The sequence below is a fragment of the Clostridium sp. genome (genome assembly GCF_021443865.1).
In the GTDB taxonomy this organism is placed as follows: Bacteria; Bacillota; Clostridia; order Clostridiales; family Clostridiaceae; genus Clostridium.
The window spans coordinates 1-19,994 of record NZ_JABUTB010000024.1; the positions used below are offsets into that span (position 1 = coordinate 1).

Here is a 19,994-nt window from a genome sequence, read left to right on the forward strand (position 1 = left end):
CACAACAATCCAGAAAAAGCACTTTGTGATGGACCACAATCTATTAGACCAGACCACTATGAAGAATTAGTTAAAGAATTAAAAGCAATTGCTGTAGCAGTAGGAAGAGAACTTTAGGAAATGCATAATGCGTAATGCACAATGCATAATTAAGGTGAAAACTCTTACAGAGTTTTTGAAATGAAAGAATGAAATTTCTCTTTTGCTAACGCAAAATCCAATGAAGGAAAGAAAGAATTAATGTTTAAATTCCATAACTCAGCTTGCCTGAGTTATATCCACAATTGTGCATTATCAATTGTGCATTATTAATTAAAATTGGGGGGGTATTTATGAATAAAGATTTATTAAAAATGGAAGACTTATCTAAAGATGAGATTTTAGATATATTAAATTTAGCTGATCAGCTAAAATATGAATTAAAGCATGGAATTGAACACCATCATCTTAAGGGGAAAACCCTTGGAATGATATTTGAAAAATCTTCTACAAGAACTAGGGTTTCTTTTGAAGTTGGAATGTATCAGTTAGGTGGTTACCCGTTATTTTTAAGTTCTAATGATTTACAAATAGGTCGTGGAGAGCCTATTCAAGATACGGCTAGAGTTTTATCAAGATATCTTAATGGTATTATGATTAGAACCTTTGCCCAAGAAGAGGTTAATTCATTAGCTGAATGTTCTAGTATTCCAATAGTTAACGGATTAACTGATGATGAACATCCTTGCCAAGTTTTAGCCGATTTAATGACTATAAGAGAAAGTAAAAATCTTTTTGATAACTTAAAGGTAGCTTATATAGGTGATGGAAATAATATGGCACAATCTTTATTAATAGGATGTCTAACTGTAGGAATGAATATTACTTTAGCTATTCCAGATCAATATATGATTAAAGATAGTTATATAGAAAAAGGAAAAGAAATTGCTAAAGCTAATAACTTAAACTTTTCTATAGTAAATAGTCCAAAGGAAGCAGCAGTTGATGCAGATATTATTATAACTGATGTATGGGCTAGTATGGGAAAAGAAAAGGAAGCTAAAGAAAGAGCTAAGGCTTTCAAAGGATATCAAGTTAATTCTGAACTTATGAAGCTTGCAAAGGATGATGCTATTGTGCTCCACTGCTTACCTGCTCATAGAGAAGAAGAAATTACTGAAGAAGTATTAGAACTTCATGCAAATACTATATTTGAAGAAGCTGAAAATAGACTTCATGTTCAAAAAGCTATATTAGTGAAATTACTTAAATAATTTTACTCTAATAACTAATCTATATATAAATTTAGAGCTGTAATTTCAGCTCTTTTTCTTTTGGATATTTAATACTTGAATTAACTACTTTTTATTCATATAATTCTAAATAAAAAATATACTATGTTGAAGGTATTTTATATTCTTAATAGAATTTCTGCAACTTGCCAATTTTGGTTATTTACTGTAGTATATAAAGTATAATTTAGTCTAGTATCTTAAAATTTATTGGAGGTGGGATTTTTTGAATAAAAGAAGTTTGATATCTGTTATTGCTACTATAACTATTACTTTTAACCTTTCAGCGGTGGCATATGCAGAGCCAAATTCTTCAGCAACACAAACAATCCAAGAAACAAAAGTACAATATGAACAGTTGGATGCTGATGCATTAAAGCTAAACTCTGAAATTGCAAAGCTTAATAATGATATTGAAAGTATTAATCTAAAACTTGAAAAAAACAATTCTGAAATTAAGGACACTGAAATTGAAATCGAAAATATAAATAAAAAAATAGAAGATACAAAGATTGAAATTAAAAAAAATGAAGCAACCATGGATAAAAGAGTACGTTCTATGTACAAAAGTAATATTTCTACTGATATGATTGCTTACTTAATAACATCAGATAATATATTTGATTTTTTCTATAGAATTGACACTATGAAAAAGCTTATTTCTATTGATAAAGAAATACTAACTGAAATTAATGATAAAAAAAGTGATTTAGTTGAAAATGCTGAAATAATTGAAGAAAAGAAGGCAAATTTAAATAATCTTAGAATTTCAATTGAAAAGGATTTAAAGGAAGTAAATAAGAAAAAGGATGAACAAGAACTTGTTTTAGCAGATCTTAACTCTAAAAAGGATTCCTTAATGGCAGTAATTGAGGAAAATGAAGTTAATTTATTATCTCATTCCCTTTCTATTGTAAACTCTGGTTCATCATCTATTTCTGAGCTTAAAGATGCACTTAATAATTTAAATTATATGCTTCCTCAGCTTAATAGTGATTATGCAATTAGCTTAGCACAAGAAGGTATTTCATCAGTTAATAACCAAATTGCTGCTATAGAATCTGACAACCTTGAAAAAAATGTAAGTTATGTATCTAGAGGAGATTCAAGTGAAAGTTCAAATGCAGGTTCAGTTGGAAATTCCTTATCTACTTTTTCTGTTACTGCCACAGCTTATACAGGTGGTAGCTTTACAGCTATGGGATTAAAGCCAACTAGAGATCCTAATGGTTTAAGTACTATTTCTGTGGATCCTAATGTTATACCTTTAGGAACTAAAGTTTATGTAGATGGTTATGGATATGCTATTGCATCAGATACTGGTGGTGCAATTAAGGGAAATAAAATTGATCTTTATATGAATTCTGTTCAGGATTGCTTTGCCTTTGGAAGAAGGACTGTTACAATTCACATAATTGCTTATCCAAATCAATGGTAAAATATTAAAATTAACTTTTAAAACAAAATTATAATAATTAAAGATTTTGTGGGATTGAGTACAGTACTAAACTGAACTCAATCTTTTTTTTACTATAATTCTAGTCTATTTATAATTAATTCAATTAAACTTAAATGTTTTATATATTATTATTTATACTTTTCAAATAAATTATTTAATAATAATTGGAAATATTGTATAATTTAAGTGTAATTTTTATTTAAATAGAGGTGAATTTATATGAGGAATGAAATACTTAAAATTGATTTAAATGCTTATATAGATAATTTAAGTTATATAGTAAGCTTTAATCGAAATAAAATTGATATTTCTTTTAGAAATATTAGTGATGAAATCATTAAAGGGATTAAATTTACTGCAAAAGCATTTGACTCTTTTAATGAAATAGTTGAGGTAAATTCTAAAGAAGACTTTATTCTTACAATTCAAGACCTATCTATACCTCCAAGGAAAATAGAACAGCTTTCTTTAGAGCTACCTAACAGTTCTATAAGAAAAATAGAACTTAAAGTGTTACAAGTATGTTTTGCAAATGGAGATATTCATACTAACCCTGGTGAAAATATCAAGGAATACACTGTTGAATTCTATGATTTAGAAGATATTGAAGAAAAAGAAATAGTTACAGTTCTAAAAAAATTTAATCCTTCTGCAAAAAACAAATCATATTTATGTGATGATGGCTGGGTATGCAATTGTAGCTATTTTAATAAATTAAATAATAAAGTTTGTGTTTCTTGTGGTGTAAATTATAACACTTCCCTATTCTTTATGGACAATGAAAATATAAATAAGGAAATTAATATCTACAGAGAAGATCTAAAAAAACAAAAAGAATTAAAAATCCAAAAGGATTTAGAAAGGAAAAGAAAGTTAAAGCTTATTAGTAAAATAGCTGTTCCTGTATTAATAATTTATGTTATATTATCTATAGTCTTGAATATTACTAATAAAGTATATGACTCTGAAGATTCAATGAAAACATATTTTATTAATAATAAATATAGTTCAAATATTTATTATTCTGTTAATATCAAAATTAAAGATGATTATATAGAAGCATATGATTCATTAGATAAAGTTAATTTTTTCAGCAGCTATCAGACTATAGGTATTAAGGAGTGGAATTATAAAGAAGGTTTTATTTTACTTCAAAATGGAATGAAATTGTATTTATCTGGTAGTACTTTAATTTTAAACTATAAAAATAATGAATATAGTTTTACATATGAATCTTCTAGCTTTAGATTATCAGTTCAAAAGGATTACTCTATAACAGATTGTTCAGTTACAATTTTAGATTATATGTAATATTAAAGGAGGTATATATATGTTTTGTAAAAAATGTGGAAAAGCAATTCCAGATGAAAGTAAAGTTTGTCCTGATTGTGGTGAATTAATTAAAGATAATCTAAATATTAAGTTTAAAATAGAGTCCTTAGGAAAAGTTAAAACTATTTCTTTAATTGGAATTATCTTAGGTATTTTATTTATATTAGTGGGGCTATTTCTTACTGTACCAAGTAGTGAAATTAATACACTTTACATTGAAGAATATGTTGGTGGAGATGCCTATAACATTATGATAGAAGCAAGTTTAAGAGGTGGCAAAATTGCTGGTAGAATAATAGCAAGGTCAGTATATATTTCTATTGGTTCTTTAATAACTTTGGTATCATCATTTAAATACTTTAATAATTAAATAAAAGAATATAAAATTATAAAGGATGTAGCTAAGGGGGTTTTATTAATTTTAAGTATTAATAAAACAACACTACATCCTTTTATATATAAGTATTGAGAGCTAATTATTTTTTAAAACTTCCACTGTTTCCTTTGCAATCATTAATTCTTCATTAGTTGGAATAACATATACTTTAACTTTTGAGGCTTTAGTACTTATTTCTACTATCTTTCCTCTTATATTATTCCACTCATCATCAATTTCTATACCTAAAAACTCCATTCCTTCTAAACAATATTTTCTTGTGGTACTAGAATTTTCTCCAATACCAGCTGTAAATATAATTGAATCTACTCCACCCATATGCGCTGCATAAGCTGCAATTTGTCCTCTTATTCTATAATAAAAAACATCTAATGCTAATTTTGCTCTTTTATTGCCTTCTAATGCAGCTTTTTCTAAATCTCTAAAATCAGAGCTAACTCCTGATATTCCTAATACTCCTGATTTTTTATTAAAGGATTCATTAGCCTCTTCTGCTGTATAGCCACATTCTTCAATTAAAAATGTTGAAATAGAAGGATCAATATTACCTGATCTTGTTCCCATAGCTATTCCTGCAAGAGGAGTAAATCCCATAGAAGTATCTATTGATTTTCCATCTTTTATTGCACATATACTAGCACCATTTCCTAAATGACAGCTTATTATTTTCATAGTACTAATATCTTTATTTAATACTTCTCCAAGCTTTTGAGATACATATTTATGAGATGTACCATGGAACCCATATTTTCTTATGCCATAATCCTTATATAAACTATATTCTATAGGATATATATAAGCCACCTCTGGCATAGTTTGATGGAATGCAGTATCAAAAACTGCTATCATTGGAGTAGCAGGCATTAGTTCCATACATACTTTAATCCCTATTATATTAGGTGGATTATGAATTGGAGCAAGCTTGATATATTCTTCTAAATGACTTAATACTTCATCATCTATTAGAACTGAATTGGAATATCTCTCTCCTCCATGAACTACTCTATGACCCACTGCATAAATTTCATTTATATTATTAATGACTCCGTAGTTTTTATCTAATAATGTATCTATAACTGAATTAATAGCTTCTTTATGATTTTTAAAATTCCCTTCTACAACGTATTTATCTATTGTAGGGTTTTTATGAATTAATACTGCTCCTTCTAGTCCAATTCTTTCAACTAATCCTTGACACATAACATCATAAGTATTCATGTCTATTAGTTGATATTTTAATGAGGAACTTCCACAATTTATTACAAGTACCTTCATTTACGAATCTCCTTATTAATTATTTTGTGCTTGTACAGCTGTTAATGCTACTACATTTACTATATCATCTACAGAACACCCTCTTGATAAATCATTTATAGGTTTATCAAAGCCTTGGCATATAGGTCCTACGGCTTCTGCATTAGCAAATCTTTGTACAAGCTTGTATCCTATGTTACCTGATTGTAAATCTGGGAAAACTAATATATTTGCTTTTCCTGCTACTACACTATTGGGTGCCTTTTGTTTTGCAACCCTAGGAACAATTGCTGCATCTAATTGCATTTCTCCATCTATAAGTAAATCAGGTCTTAATTCTTTAGCTAATTCTGTAGCTCTTCTAACTTTTTCTACCATTTCATGATCTGCAGAACCCATAGTAGAAAAACTAAGCATAGCTATTCTAGGTTCAATTTTACATACTTTTCTTGCTGTATCTGCAGTAGTAATTGCTATTTCTGCTAACTCCTTGTAATTAGGATTAGGATTTACAGCACAATCTGCAAATAAAAGCATTCCCTCTTCTCCATAACAAGTGCTTTGTAATCCCATTATAAAAAAGCTTGATACTACAGATGCTCCCTTAGTAGTTTTAATTATTTGAAGCCCTGGTCTTAGTAAATCTCCTGTTGTATGAACTGCTCCAGATACTAATCCATCTGCATCATTACACTTTACCATTAGAGTTCCAAAATACATTGGGTCTTTAGCTATTAACCTTGCCTTGTCTATAGTTATTCCCTTGTTTTTTCTTATTTCATAAAATTTATTAATATATCTATCTATATTAATAAATTCATTTGGATCAATTATCTCAATATCATCACAATTTAATTTTAAATTATTTATCTCTTGTATTATTTTTTCTTTATCCCCTACTAATATAGGATGAGCCAAATTTAAATCTTTAATTTTTCTAGCTGCTTCTATAGTTCTTCTATCTTCGCCTTCTGGAAGTACTATTCTTTTTATATCATTTCTAGCTAAATCCCAAATTCTATTTAATAGCTCCATTGTTCTTTCCCCTTTACATTAAGTACTATTTTGGTGGCATTACCATTGCTTTACCTTTAACTACAACTTCACCTCTTTGATTTATACAAATAGTTTCAAGAGTTATTCTATTCTTTTCTTCTATTTTTTCAATAACTTCTACAGTAGCTGTTATTGTATCTCCAAATCTTACTGGAGCTGTAAATTTTAATTCTTGTGAAAGATATATTGTTCCTGGTCCTGGAAGTTGCATTCCTAAAACTGTTGATATATAACTTGCTGATAACATTCCATGAGCTATTCTTCCCTTGAACATTGTATCCTTTGAATACTCTTCATTAAAATGTGCTGGATTTAAGTCCCCACTTACACCACCAAATAGCAATACATCTGCTTCTGATATTGTTCTACTATAGCTTGATTTATCCCCTAAATTTATTTCTTTTATAGTCTTACCTATCATTTTATATCTCCCCCATATTTATTCTCTTTCTATTAATAAAGATGTTCCCATGCCTCCACCTATACAAAGTGTAGCTAATCCCTTTTTAGCATCTCTTCTATTCATTTCATGTAATAATGTAACTAATATTCTAGCTCCTGAAGCTCCAATAGGATGTCCTAATGCAATAGCTCCACCATTTACATTTACTTTATTTTCCTCTAACCCTAAATCCCTTACAACTGAAATAGCTTGAGCTGCAAAAGCTTCATTTGCTTCTATTAAATCTAAATCTTCTACTGTCCAATTTGCTTTCTTCAAAGCATTTTTAGTAGCTGGAACTGGACCATATCCCATTATGGATGGATCAACACCAGCTGAACCATATCCCTTAATTGTTGCAAGTGGCTTAATTCCTAATGAGTCTGCTTTTTCTTTACTCATAACTATTACCATAGCTGCTCCGTCATTTATTCCAGAAGCATTACCAGCTGTTACTGTTCCATCTTTTTTGAAAGCTGGTTTTAACTTGCCTAATTTTTCAATATTAATATTTTCTTTTATATATTCATCTTTATCAAAAATTAAAGCTTCACCTTTTCTTTGTGGTATCTCAACCTTTACTATTTCATCAGCAAATTTTCCTGCTCTTTGGGATTCTGCTGCTTTAATTTGGCTATTTAAAGCAAAGTTATCTTGCTCTTCTCTAGTTATTCTCCATTGCTCTGCTATATTTTCTGCTGTTATTCCCATATGATATTTATTAAAGGCATCCGTTAATCCATCTTCAATCATAGAATCAATTATTTTTCCATCACCCATTCTTTGTCCAAATCTTGCTGTTTTAATTAAATAAGGTGAATTTGACATACTCTCAGTTCCACCACATAATATTACATCAGCATCTCCTAGCATTATTTCTTGAGCTGCTAAACTAATTGTTCTTAAGCCTGAACCACAAAGTTTGTTTAATGTCATACTTGGAACTTCTACTGGTATTCCTGACTTTACTGAAATTTGTCTTGCTATATTTTGACCAAGTCCACTTCCAAGAACATTTCCAATTAAAACTTCATTAATTTCCTTAGGATCTATATTAGCTCTTTTAATTGCTTCCTTAGCAGCAATTACACCTAAATCCACAGCTGATAAACTTGATAACCCTCCACCAAAGCTTCCTATTGGAGTTCTTACAGCAGATACTATAACTACTTCTCTCATACTATCCTCCTATAATCTCATTCCACCATTAACTGATAAATTATGTCCTGTTATATATGATGATTCATCACTTGCTAAGAATAATACTGCATTTGCAATTTCTTCTGGCTCTCCAAGTCTTCCAAGCATAGTCTTTGCTCTCATATTTTCTAATACCTTTTCAGGTACAGTTTTCATCATATCTGTATTTATATATCCTGGTGCTACTGAATTCACTCTTATATTTGCTCCTTTTCTTGCAAATTCCTTAGCCCATGTTTTTGTCATTCCAATTACACCTGCTTTAGTTGCAGCATAATTTGTTTGCCCAACATTACCATATTCACCAACTATAGATGCAATATTAATTATTGAACCTACTCCTTGTTCCATCATATGAGGACCAACTAATTGTGCTATATTAAATAAACCTTTTAAGTTAACATTTATAACTAAATCCCACATTTCTTCTGTCATCTTTTGAATTAATGCATCTCTTGTAATTCCTGCATTATTAACTAAAATATCAACTTTCCCAAACTTTTCTATTATCATATCGAAAAATACTTTTATTCCATTTCTATCTGTAACATTTACTTCATATCCATATATATTATTACTTTCATATGGTAATTTATTCATATCAACTGCTATTACAGTAGCCCCTTCTCTAGCAAAAGTTTCTGCAATATTTCTTCCAATTCCTTGAGATGCTCCTGTAACTATAGCAACTTTATTTTGTAATCTTAACATTTTCATTCTCCTCTCAATTTTGTAAGCACTTACTTACATTTGTGTTAAAAAAAATTAATCTTTCCCATTTGGAACAAGATTAATTATTATTCATTTCTAAATTTTATATAAAGAAACGAATTGTTTTGTATGTTCTTCAACTAATTCTTCCCACTTTATGTTACTAACTGTATAATCCCCTAGTATTTCTATAGTAAATGTACCTAATAAACTATTTATAAGTGTAACCGCCATTATATAGGGCTCACCATTTATTTTGTTATTTTCCTTTAATACTTCAAAGTAATCTTTTAAAATACTTATTATTTTTCTAGAAAGCTTAAGCTTTACGAAGTCCTTCTCGTTATCTGCTAACTTCATTTGAACCTTATATAATTTTGTATTTTGAATTAATAATTTATATATTCTATTTGTAATTACAAACATAGCCTCTTCAAAACTTAAATTCTCTGTATTCTTTAATATATCATCTATTTTTGAATCCAGAACATAATATTCTGTAGTTACTTGAAATAAATTGCTTTTAGATCCAAAGTGTCTAAATATTGTTAATTCATTAACACCTGCTTCTTCTGCAATTTGCTTAGTAGTAGTAGGATAATACCCCTGCTCCGAAAATAATTTCAATGCTACCTTCATTATTTTTTTACTTGTATCGTTATTATATTTCATATTATTATCTCCTTATATTTCCATTTAGAGCAAGTGACTCCTTACATTTTTCATTAATAATATTATACTATTTTTGTAAAATTCTCAATAGATAAGTAGCCTTTTAGTATAGATAAAAATTCTATTGGCTTTTCATACATAGATGCATGTCCTGAATCTTTAATCATAATGTAAGTGGAGTTATTAATTTTTTCCTTAATATATTCTTGCTCATTTGCAGGTGTAACAAAGTCATATTCACTACTTACAACCAAAGTGTTTGTTCTAATTTTATCAATGTTATGTCTTACATCATAGCCTTCTGCACTTTCTATTAGCCTTATCATAGCTTGTAAGAAATCTTCATTAAATACTTTATATAAAAAATCTTTTCTTTTATTCATCCACTCTATATTTTTAGTATAAAAGTTTGGCGAATATATTATAGGTATAGTTACATTATAAAAAGCTTCTTTATTATTCTCTTCTGCAGCATTAATCCATCCCCTGCCTATATCTTGTAACCAAGGATTTGTATAGCTTGTAGTATTAAATAATATAAGTTTATTTAATAGTCCTTCATATTTTAAAGCAAATTGTAAGGCAACTTCCCCACCATATGAAATACCAAAAAGATTTATTTTTTCTAGCTTTAATTCATCTATAACAGTCTTAACTACTTCTACTTGGATATCTTGTTTATAGCTTTCATCCATCTTATCAGATTTTCCTTGATCTAAAAAATCTAAAAGTATAAGCTTATTATTTTTAGAAAGCTCTTCTACAAATACTTGCCAGCTTCCATGAGACATCATTATTCCATTTAAAATTACTAGTGGAGTTCCTTCTCCATGAACTTCATAATAAATTTTTTTATTTTTATAATTTGTATATGGCATATTAACACCTCTATTTCTAATAAATTAAACCAATTTCTTTTGCTTTAATTAATAGTTCTTCTCTAAACTTAGGATGAGCTATATTAATTAATTTTTCTACTCTTTCTTTAACAGTAGTTCCTCTAAGCTCTGCAACTCCATATTCTGTAACAACTATATCAACATCATTTCTTGATAAACTAACAGCTGCACCTGGTTTTAAAAATGGAACTATTTTAGAAATTTCTTCTTTTTCACCAGTTTCTTTATTTCTTACCATTGCTGTAGAATATAAAGCTATAAAAGAACGTCCATTTTTTGATATTTGTGCACCAATTGCTGTATCAGCTTGTCCACCAGTACCACTAAATTGCATTGCACCTATTGATTCTGAAGCACATTGTCCTGTTAGGTCTATTTCTATAGTAGTATTAATTGATACTTGATTATCATTTTTGCTTATAGTATATGGGTCATTTGTCCAATGTCCATCCATTATCATAATTGATGGGTTATCATCTAAAAATTCATAAAGTTCCTTTGTACCAAGAGCAAAGGCTGCCACATGTTTTCCTTTATAAAAATTCTTTTTCTTACCTGTAACTACTCCAGACTTCACTAATTTCATCATACCTGTAGTAAACATTTCTGTGTGAATTCCTAAATCCTTTTTATCAACTAGTGATGCTGCAACTGCATTTGGTATTCCACCTATTCCAAGTTGTATACAATCACCATCATTAATTCTTTCTGCTATGAATCTTCCTATAACTAAATCCTTTTCATTAGGTTCAACATCTGGTAATTCAGGAACTTCATAATCAGCTTCAATAACATAATCTACATCACTTATGTGTACTTCTACATCTCCAAAGGTTCTTGGATAATTCTTATTTATTTCTAGTATTACTAAATCGGCTTCTTCCATCATTCTTTTTTCATATACATTACTTAATGATAAAGATAGATATCCATGCCTATCTGGCATAGTTGCTGTTCCCATGTAAATATTAGTCTTTTTATGACTCATTCTTTTTACAGCCGCTAAATGAAGATGGTTTGGTATAAAGGATATATTACCATTTCTTTGCCCTTTTCTCATAGCTGCTGTATAGAACCATCCATCCATATTAAAGGAATTTCTATACTTCTCATTAGTAAAATATTCTGCCATTTCCATTGGTAAACAAGTAGTAACTGTAACATCTGTTACTTTATTTGCTATCCTATGAAGATTAGCTAGAATTTCTTTTGGTTCTGCTGAACCTAAGCCAGAAACTATTACATCACCACTATTAATTAAGTTTAAAGCCTCATCAACAGTTATATATTTTGCATTAATTAATTCTTTTGATTTAATTGTCTCTAACATATTAAACCTCCCTGTAATTCTGTGCTGCCGCACAAATTAGGAATTATTTTACGACAGCACATTAATTTTTTATTATTTTCCTAATATAGTATCGATATTCTTAAATCCGATAAAAGGTGTCCAGCCAGTTGGGCTTGTTAAATCCATTTTAGCTAATGACATTTCTTGAGTTCCAAGTCTCTTTCCCTTAGCAAAATCTATCATTCCACCAAATGGATTTTCAATTGGTTCTTTTTCCATAGCAGCTATATATTTTTCCCAAGTTATTTCCCCTTCAACTCTTTCTAAACCTTTTACGAAAAAGTCTGCAGCTATCCATCCTGTCATAGCATAAGCATTTGCCGCAAATTCTGCTGGAACAGTTTTTGCATATTCTGCAACTGCTGGTTTAGTAACATCTACCCAAGCATTTCCGTAAATTTCGAATTTATTAGCAACATCAGCCTTAACTAAGTCAACCATAGTCTTATCAACATTTACATAAGTAGTAAGAGCAGGTTTAGTATTTCCTTGCTTAGCTAATTCTTTAGCTATTTGTGGGAAAGTACCTTGAATACCAGCTATAATAACAGTATCTACATTTGCATTTTTAATTTTTGTTACTGCTGATGAAACGTCTTCTGCACCTGGAGCTACTTGCTCACTTATAACTTCAATTCCACCAATATTTTTTGCTTCTGTTTCAATACCCTTAACTAAATCTTTACCAGCATCATCATTAGTATAGATAACACCAATTTTGCTTGCATTAAATTCTCCCTTTGCCCAAGCTGTCATAATACGACCTTCCATTGGGTATACTGGTTGAACTGGGAATATGTTATCCCCTTCTCCCTTAGTTGCATTTTCGTTATATAATATTCCTGTTCCAGTTGCAAAGTAAACTGCTGGTATTCCTATTTCCTTAAGATCATCTAATGTAGCTCCTACTACTGGAGTACCAAAATGACCAACTATAGCAAATACTTTATCATCATTTACTAATTTATCTAATGCAGCCTTTCCTTTTTCAGGATTGAACTCGTCATCAGTGTGAACAAATTCAATTTTCCTTCCATTAACTCCGCCTTTTTCATTTACCATTTTAAAATATGCTTCTATACCAGCATTGAATGGAACTCCTATTGGAGCAAAAGCTCCTGATGTAGCAGCACTGTTACCTACTTTTATTGTAGTTTCTGTAACTCCTTGTGCTGCTTCTTCTTTTTTACCACAGCCTGTAAAAGCCGTAGCTAATGTAAGTGAAGCTAAAAGTAATGCAATTTTCTTTCTCATAAATTTTCCCTCCAAATTTTATTTTGTATTATATGTTAATTTTTTATTGGAAACATTTTTAACCACCTAAATAGGCTTCTAATAATCTCTTATCTTGAATTAATTCACTTGCCTTACCTTCCATGCTAATCTCCCCTACTTCAAGGACATATGCATAGTCAGCAATTTTTAATGTTTGAAGAGCATTTTGTTCTATTATTAAAACTGTTGTTCCTTCTGCATTAATTTCTTTTACTATTTCAAATATTGCTTTTACTATAAGTGGTGCAAGTCCTAATGACGGCTCATCTAAAAGTAAAACTTTAGGGCTTCCCATTAAGGCTCTTGCTATAGCTAGCATTTGTTGTTCTCCACCACTTAGAGTACCTGCTAATTGTTTTTTTCTTTCAAGTAAAATCGGAAAATACTTGCAAACTCTTTCAAAATTTCTAGCAATTTCTTTTTTACTTTTTACTGTAAATGCTCCAACTCTCAAATTTTCTTCCACTGTTATATCAGGGAATATTTGCCTTCCTTCTGGTGATTGAACTATTCCTAAAGATGTAATTTTTTCAGGTGGTAAGTTTGTTATATTTTTTCCACAAAAATCTATAGTTCCTTTTTCAACAGGCACAATACCTGAAAGAGTTTTTAATGTTGTAGTTTTACCAGCACCATTAGCACCTAGTAAAGCTACTATTTCTCCCTCTCTAACTTCTATGTCTATTCCCTTTAATGCTTTTATACTTCCATAAGAAACAGTAAGATTATCTATTTTTAAAATTGTTTTACTCATCTTACTCCGCCTTTCCTAAATAAGCTTCTTGAACTTCTTTATTAGTTTGTATTTCTTTTGGAGTGCCTTCTGCAAGTTTCCTTCCAAAAGATATTGCACATATTCTATCGCATATATCCATAACTAATCTCATATCATGCTCAACTAATAAAATATTGCATTTATATTCATCTCTAATACTCTTTATAAGCTTTGATAATTCAAGAGTTTCTGTATCATTAAGTCCTGCTGCTGGCTCATCTAAAATAATTAACTTAGGCTTACTCATAAGTGTTCTTCCAAGTTCAATTTTTTTAAGTATTCCATATGGTTGTCCACCAGCAAGTTCATATTTCTTATGCTCAATATTTAAGAATCTTAATATTTCTTCTGCTTTTTTTACGTTTTCTTCCTCTTCCATTCTTGCCTTTTTCGTTCTAAAGGCATTTCCAAAAAGTCCAGTCTTATATGAAATGTGAGCTCCTATAAGCAAATTTTCAAGTAAGCTTAAATCCTTTATTAATTCAACATTTTGGAAGGTTCTAACTAGTCCTAAATTTATAATATTATGGGTTTCTTTTTCTACTAAATTAACCTCTTCCCCATTAATACTTTTAAATATAACCTTTCCATTATTAGGCTTATAGAATTGTGTAATACAATTAAATACTGTAGTTTTTCCAGCACCATTTGGCCCAATTAAACCATATATCTCTCCTTCATTAATATGAAAGCTTAAATTGTCAACTGCCTTTAATCCACCAAAAGCAATGGATAAATTCTCTACTTTAAGAGTTTGTGTTAAGCTCATCTACATTCACCTTCTTCTTTTTAAAATACTTCTTTATATCATGTCCGATATAAATCAGTCCATGAGGATAGAATAAAATTACAATTATTATAAGTATTCCTGTAAAAATATACGCTAATCCATCTATTGAACCTATTACTGGAAGCTGTTTTAATATAAGATCTGGAACACCAAATACTATTATTGATCCTATTATTGGTCCTGATATAGTTCTAACTCCTCCAATAACTATTACTGCTAATATTTGTAGTGATAAAAGTAAGTTCCAGTTAGATGGATATGAAAATCTTATAAAGTGAACATATATAACTCCACCTAAAGCTGCATAACCTGTTGCAAGTGCGAAGGCTGTAAGCTTATATTTAAGTAAGTTAATTCCCATAGCTTGTGCTGCTGCTTCACTTACTCTCATAGTTAATAATGCTCTTCCTGTTGATGAGTTAATAAAATTATCTGTAAGTATCATAACTATTACTAGTAAAATAACTATAAAAATAAATGTAGTATCTCTGTTAAGTTGAAGTCCAAATAGGGATGGATAGCCTGCATTTTTTCCAGAAAATCCTCCTGTAATTGAATCGAATTCAACAAATATTTTCTTTAATATTTCAGATACAGCTAATGTTGCTATAGCTAGATACATTCCTGATATCCTTAGTGATACTAACCCAACAAGAACTCCAATTATAAGAGGTATTGCTACAGATATAATTAAAGATACTATGAATGGAAGACCCATATCTTCTGTTAAATAGGCTGACATATAAGCTCCAAGTCCCATAAACCCTGCTGTTCCAAGAGATATTAATCCTGAATATCCTAAAAGTACATTTAATCCAATGGCAACTATTGCATAAAATAAAATAGTTCCAAAAGTAGTGATTGTTGAACTTTTTATAATCCCTATTTCTTGAAGTAGAGGAAATAAAGATAGTACTATTCCAAGCAAAATATATTTACTGTATCTTTGATTTAAAATCTTTTTCATCTATGTTCCTCCTATACCTTCTTAATTATTTTCTTTCCTATTATTCCATTTGGTCTTAATACAATAAATAATAGAATCAATGTAAACAATAGAGGATCTCCCCATGTAGATGAAACATAGTATATCAATAAATTTCTACCTAATCCTATTAAATAAGCACCTATAACTGGTCCATAGAAGGTTTGGAATCCTCCTAAAACACAAGCTATTAAAGCATTTGTTTGAACGTTATCCATCATAGTAACACTTACTGTAATGGCTGGTGCAAGCATTAAAGCCGCTAATGTTCCTAGTGCCGCTGCAATTGCCCATGCTCCCATAGTTACAAGTGATGTAGGAACTCCCATAAGTCTTGCTGTTTCTTCATTAGATGCAGTTACTCTAACAGCTAGTCCCCATTTTGTATTTTGTAAGAAGTAGAATAATATCCCCATTATTACTAATCCTACAGTTATATTTAGTAATGCATTATAGGAAATTGATGCTCCAAATATATCTACTGCACCAGTTTCTATAAACTTAGGAAAATTTAATGGAATTGATCCAAATATCATTGGTGCTACTCCTAAGAAAAGCATTATTACTCCAAAGGTTATAATTTGCTTTGAAACTGGAGATGTTTTTTTAGCTCTTCTAATTATCACTAAATCTACTAAAACCCCACTTAAGAAGGCTGCTACCATACCTACTAAGGCTGCTGCCCAAGCTGGTAATCCCAAATTAATTGATGCAAATGTAGCAACAAAGGCATTAAACATACCTATTGAGCCTTGAGCAAAATTTGTAGTTCTAGATGTTCTAAAAATAATTATTATTCCTAAAGATGCTAAGGCATAAACGCTTCCTGTTTCTAAACTGCTAAATAGTATTTGAAAAAATGTATCCATTGACTAACACTCTCCCCATTTTATTACGTTAGCAGACCATACATATCCTATTCCTGCAGCTATCATTAAAACTACAGAACCATCTTTTACCTTTCCTGATTCTAATGCAAGTTTTAGTGAAAGTATTTGGTCTATTTGTCCCATATGACCATAATCTGATAAATAAATTGATTGTTCTTCTGTTAATCCTAATTCATTTAGCATATAATCATGCATAGATTTCTTAAAATGTAATACTGCTAAGTAATCAATATCTTTTCTTTTTAATCCTGATTTATCTAAAGATTTATCAATGCACTCAAACCAATTAGGCATGGATATAGCATTTAATCCATCCTTCATATGCTTAGCATTCATAAGTCTTAATGATTTGTATCCTTCTTCAATATTATCTTTATTAAAAGGATTCATAATTCCGCCTATTTCAACTCCTGCATCTCTTGCAAAATCTCCGTCTGCCTTTATATGAGCTCCTAAAACAAGATTTTTATTTAAATTTTTCTTTAAAATTATTGCTCCACCACCAGCAGAAAGGTTGTACATCATTGACATGTTAGAATCTTTATAATCTACAAAGTCTCCATTTCTATATCCGCCAACTATCATAATTGTATTTATATCTTCATCTGCCACTAGCATATCTTTTGCCATTTTTATTGCTGATACCGTAGTACAGCATCTATTTTGTACATCTATTCCCCAAGCATTGGTAGCTCCAATTTTCCCTTGAATATATAAAGCTGATGTAGTTAGTGGATACTCCTTCCATTCCTCGCCCATACATAGAATTACATCTATTTCTTCAGGCTTCATATCAGCATCCTTTAATGCTTCTAGAGCTGCACGCACTCCCATTTCTTGAGTTCCATCATCATCTCCTGGTATAGTCTTTTCTACTATCCCCAATTTCTTTATTACTGCTTCTTCACTCCAAATTCCATTTGTAGCATAAGATATTTCTTTTGCTGTCATTTTATTATTAGGAATATATAATCCTAATCCAGCTACTCCAACATTAACCATATGAACTACCTCCTAATTCTTCAAGTATGTAAGTGTTTACTTTCATTAAGATTGTAATCCTTTTCTACAAATATTGTCAATACAGCTTTCAGTATTTACCAAATTATTCTTAAAACAATATTTTTTATTAGCTAAATTTAACAAACTATTAAATTTATATATATAACTTTTCTAACCTCTAATATTTTTTATATAAAGCTAACAAATAATCATTTTATATGCACATAAAGGAATGTTTCAATTCTTATTTTTATAATTGTTACATTCCCTTATTATTTCTTCTATAAAAACTTATTTATTTCTTCAAGCAGATTGTCCATACAGTCTATCATAGGTGAATGGCCAGAGTTTTTAAGTACAACTATTTTTGAGTTCTTTAAGAATCTATTAGTATCTTCTGCCATACTCATAGGAACTACATAATCTCTATCACCTTGTAAAATTAATACTGGAGCTTCTACTAGTTCGCATCTATTGCTACCATCAATTACTCCATTACTCTCACTACTCATATTAAATGTAGCTAAAGCATAATCTACATCTACTAAGTTTCTTTGAGTTAACATATCTTCTAAATATTCTTCATATAAACTATCTTCAGGTTTGTTATGTGTATATATTGCTGCATTCCATAGCATTCTATAAAATTCCTTATTCTTGCTTTCTAATGCATCTAAAACTGGTTTTACTTGTACTGGATCCTTTGAAATTTCTTCCTTTGTTTTTAATAATTCATTAGTAGGTATTCCATTACCATCTTTCTTTGGAATAGGATATCCCTTAATTCCTACTGATTCTAATAAAATTACCTTTTCTATTTTCTTCTTAATATTTGCAGCTAATTCTAATGCTACTCCTCCGCCAGTAGACCATCCTATAACTGAACATTTTTCAACATTTAATTGTGATAAAAGTTCTTCTATATCCTTTGCAAAATCATTTAATGAATCAATTGGATTGTTGTATGTTGAACCACCAAACCCTCTCATATCCACAGCTATGATTTTATATTTATCCTGTAACTTTTCCACAAGCATGTCCCAATGTTTTGAAGATGACATATTGCCATGTATAAGAAGTAATAACTTTTCCCCTACACCTTCTTTTCTATATGTTAGTGTCTCTCCATTAGATAATATAACCTTCTGTAAATTATTAAAATTAATCATATAATCCCTCCACCCCGAAAGTAATCGCTTACATTATATAGTATTATATTATTATACTTAGTTAGAATATTCAATGTATTTTTGTTAAAAATAAAAATATTATTTATATCGCTTCATAATTTAATAGATAAGAAAAAGGAGCTGTTGCAACAGCCCCTTTAAAAATCTATAATATAATTTTTTTCTTAATATATTATTCCAAATTCCTTTGCTTGAATATATAATTCTTCTCTAAATTTTGGATGAGCTATATTAATTAGTCTTTCTACTCTCTCTGCAATAGTTGTCCCTCTTAATTCTGCAACTCCATATTCAGTTACAACCATATCAACATCATTTCTTGATAAACTTACAGCTGCACCTAGTTTTAAGAATGGAACAATTTTAGAAATTTCTTCTTTTTCACCAGTTTCCTTATTTCTAACCATAGCTGTTGAATATAGAGCTATAAATGAACGTCCATTCTTAGCCATTTGAGCCCCTACAGCAGTATCAGATTGTCCACCTGTTGCACTGAATTGCATTGGTCCAATGGATTCTGATGCACATTGGCCTGTTAAATCTACTTCTAAAGAAGTATTAATTGAAACCATATTATCATTTTGTGAAATTACATATGGATCATTTGTCCAGAATCCATCCATCATCATTACTGATGGGTTATCATCTAGAAAATCATAAAGTTCTCTTGTTCCTAAAGCAAAGCCTGCAACATGTTTTCCGTAATTAAAATTCTTTTTCTTTCCTGTTATAACTCCTGCTTTTATTAACTTCATTATTCCAGTAGTAAACATTTCTGTATGAACTCCTAAGTCCTTTTTACCCATTAATGATGCTGCAACTGCATTAGGAATACCACCTATTCCAAGTTGAATACAATCTCCATCATTAATTCTTTCTGCAATTAATTTTCCTATTACTAAATCCTTTTCATTAGGTACAGCGTCTGGTAGCATTGGAGGTTCATAATCAGTTTCTATTAAATAATCAACATCACTTATATGAATTTCTACATCTCCAAAGGTTCTTGGATAATTCTTATTTATTTCTAGTATTACTAAATC

Annotated in this window: 20 protein-coding genes and 1 pseudogene; 5 read left to right on the top strand and 16 right to left on the bottom strand. The window is 29.9% G+C overall.

Annotated elements, in window-relative coordinates; all coding sequences use genetic code 11:
• The 5 genes and pseudogenes from HUJ77_RS05695 to HUJ77_RS05715 all read left to right on the top strand — a co-directional run.
• Positions 1 to 117: pseudogene (locus HUJ77_RS05695) on the top strand (3-deoxy-7-phosphoheptulonate synthase); the annotation flags it as partial.
• Between the two features lie 215 nt (positions 118 to 332).
• On the top strand, positions 333 to 1,253 hold the full coding sequence (argF, locus tag HUJ77_RS05700) for an ornithine carbamoyltransferase (RefSeq protein ID WP_291707611.1): 921 nt from the start codon (positions 333 to 335) through the stop codon (positions 1,251 to 1,253).
• A gap of 244 nt (positions 1,254 to 1,497) precedes the next feature.
• Positions 1,498 to 2,709 carry a 3D domain-containing protein gene (locus tag HUJ77_RS05705; RefSeq protein ID WP_291707612.1) on the top strand — a complete coding sequence of 404 codons (1,212 nt, stop codon included), beginning with the start codon at positions 1,498 to 1,500 and terminating at the stop codon, positions 2,707 to 2,709.
• Positions 2,710 to 2,949: 240 nt separating this feature from the next.
• Positions 2,950 to 4,041, top strand: a complete 1,092-nt coding sequence (locus tag HUJ77_RS05710) for a hypothetical protein (RefSeq protein ID WP_291707613.1) — start codon at positions 2,950 to 2,952, stop codon at positions 4,039 to 4,041.
• Between the two features lie 19 nt (positions 4,042 to 4,060).
• Entirely contained in the window at positions 4,061 to 4,432 is a 372-nt protein-coding gene (locus HUJ77_RS05715; RefSeq protein ID WP_291707614.1) for a zinc ribbon domain-containing protein, read from the top strand.
• 102 nt (positions 4,433 to 4,534) lie between these two features.
• On the opposite strand, the gene HUJ77_RS05720 is transcribed toward HUJ77_RS05715, so the two are convergent.
• From HUJ77_RS05720 to HUJ77_RS05795, 16 genes are all read right to left on the bottom strand, one after another.
• A complete protein-coding gene (locus HUJ77_RS05720; protein WP_291707615.1) occupies positions 4,535 to 5,734 on the bottom strand; it encodes an acetate kinase in 1,200 nt (399 codons plus the stop codon).
• A gap of 15 nt (positions 5,735 to 5,749) precedes the next feature.
• Positions 5,750 to 6,748, bottom strand: coding sequence for a phosphate acetyltransferase (gene pta, locus HUJ77_RS05725; RefSeq protein ID WP_291707616.1), 999 nt, complete (start codon positions 6,746 to 6,748; stop codon positions 5,750 to 5,752).
• A gap of 25 nt (positions 6,749 to 6,773) precedes the next feature.
• Positions 6,774 to 7,190, bottom strand: a complete 417-nt coding sequence (locus HUJ77_RS05730; protein ID WP_291707617.1) for a MaoC family dehydratase — start codon at positions 7,188 to 7,190, stop codon at positions 6,774 to 6,776.
• A gap of 18 nt (positions 7,191 to 7,208) precedes the next feature.
• Positions 7,209 to 8,390 (bottom strand): acetyl-CoA C-acetyltransferase, encoded by a 1,182-nt coding sequence (locus HUJ77_RS05735; protein WP_291707618.1) that lies wholly within the window; start codon positions 8,388 to 8,390, stop codon positions 7,209 to 7,211.
• Positions 8,391 to 8,399: 9 nt separating this feature from the next.
• Positions 8,400 to 9,122 (bottom strand): beta-ketoacyl-ACP reductase, encoded by a 723-nt coding sequence (locus HUJ77_RS05740; protein ID WP_291707619.1) that lies wholly within the window; start codon positions 9,120 to 9,122, stop codon positions 8,400 to 8,402.
• Between the two features lie 96 nt (positions 9,123 to 9,218).
• Complete coding sequence (locus tag HUJ77_RS05745; protein WP_291707620.1) at positions 9,219 to 9,794, bottom strand: TetR/AcrR family transcriptional regulator; 576 nt, start codon at positions 9,792 to 9,794, stop codon at positions 9,219 to 9,221.
• A gap of 62 nt (positions 9,795 to 9,856) precedes the next feature.
• Complete coding sequence (locus HUJ77_RS05750; RefSeq protein ID WP_291707621.1) at positions 9,857 to 10,672, bottom strand: alpha/beta hydrolase; 816 nt, start codon at positions 10,670 to 10,672, stop codon at positions 9,857 to 9,859.
• A gap of 16 nt (positions 10,673 to 10,688) precedes the next feature.
• Positions 10,689 to 12,023, bottom strand: a complete 1,335-nt coding sequence (locus tag HUJ77_RS05755) for an acetyl-CoA hydrolase/transferase C-terminal domain-containing protein (protein WP_291707622.1) — start codon at positions 12,021 to 12,023, stop codon at positions 10,689 to 10,691.
• Between the two features lie 72 nt (positions 12,024 to 12,095).
• Positions 12,096 to 13,298, bottom strand: coding sequence for an ABC transporter substrate-binding protein (locus HUJ77_RS05760; RefSeq protein WP_291707623.1), 1,203 nt, complete (start codon positions 13,296 to 13,298; stop codon positions 12,096 to 12,098).
• A 58-nt stretch (positions 13,299 to 13,356) separates the two neighbouring features.
• Entirely contained in the window at positions 13,357 to 14,061 is a 705-nt protein-coding gene (locus HUJ77_RS05765) for an ABC transporter ATP-binding protein (RefSeq protein ID WP_291707630.1), read from the bottom strand.
• Positions 14,062 to 14,074: 13 nt separating this feature from the next.
• Entirely contained in the window at positions 14,075 to 14,863 is a 789-nt protein-coding gene (locus HUJ77_RS05770) for an ABC transporter ATP-binding protein (protein ID WP_291707624.1), read from the bottom strand.
• Positions 14,841 to 15,851 carry a branched-chain amino acid ABC transporter permease gene (locus HUJ77_RS05775; protein WP_291707625.1) on the bottom strand — a complete coding sequence of 337 codons (1,011 nt, stop codon included), beginning with the start codon at positions 15,849 to 15,851 and terminating at the stop codon, positions 14,841 to 14,843. Before HUJ77_RS05775 ends, HUJ77_RS05770 begins: the two co-directional genes overlap by 23 nt.
• 11 nt (positions 15,852 to 15,862) lie before the next feature.
• Entirely contained in the window at positions 15,863 to 16,738 is an 876-nt protein-coding gene (locus HUJ77_RS05780) for a branched-chain amino acid ABC transporter permease (protein WP_291707626.1), read from the bottom strand.
• Between the two features lie 3 nt (positions 16,739 to 16,741).
• Positions 16,742 to 17,761, bottom strand: coding sequence for a 3-oxoacyl-ACP synthase (locus HUJ77_RS05785; protein WP_291707627.1), 1,020 nt, complete (start codon positions 17,759 to 17,761; stop codon positions 16,742 to 16,744).
• 281 nt (positions 17,762 to 18,042) lie between these two features.
• On the bottom strand, positions 18,043 to 18,930 hold the full coding sequence (locus HUJ77_RS05790) for an alpha/beta hydrolase (RefSeq protein ID WP_291707628.1): 888 nt from the start codon (positions 18,928 to 18,930) through the stop codon (positions 18,043 to 18,045).
• Positions 18,931 to 19,115: 185 nt separating this feature from the next.
• The coding region (locus HUJ77_RS05795; protein ID WP_291707629.1) for an acetyl-CoA hydrolase/transferase C-terminal domain-containing protein at positions 19,116 to 19,994 on the bottom strand (879 nt) is incomplete at its 5' end.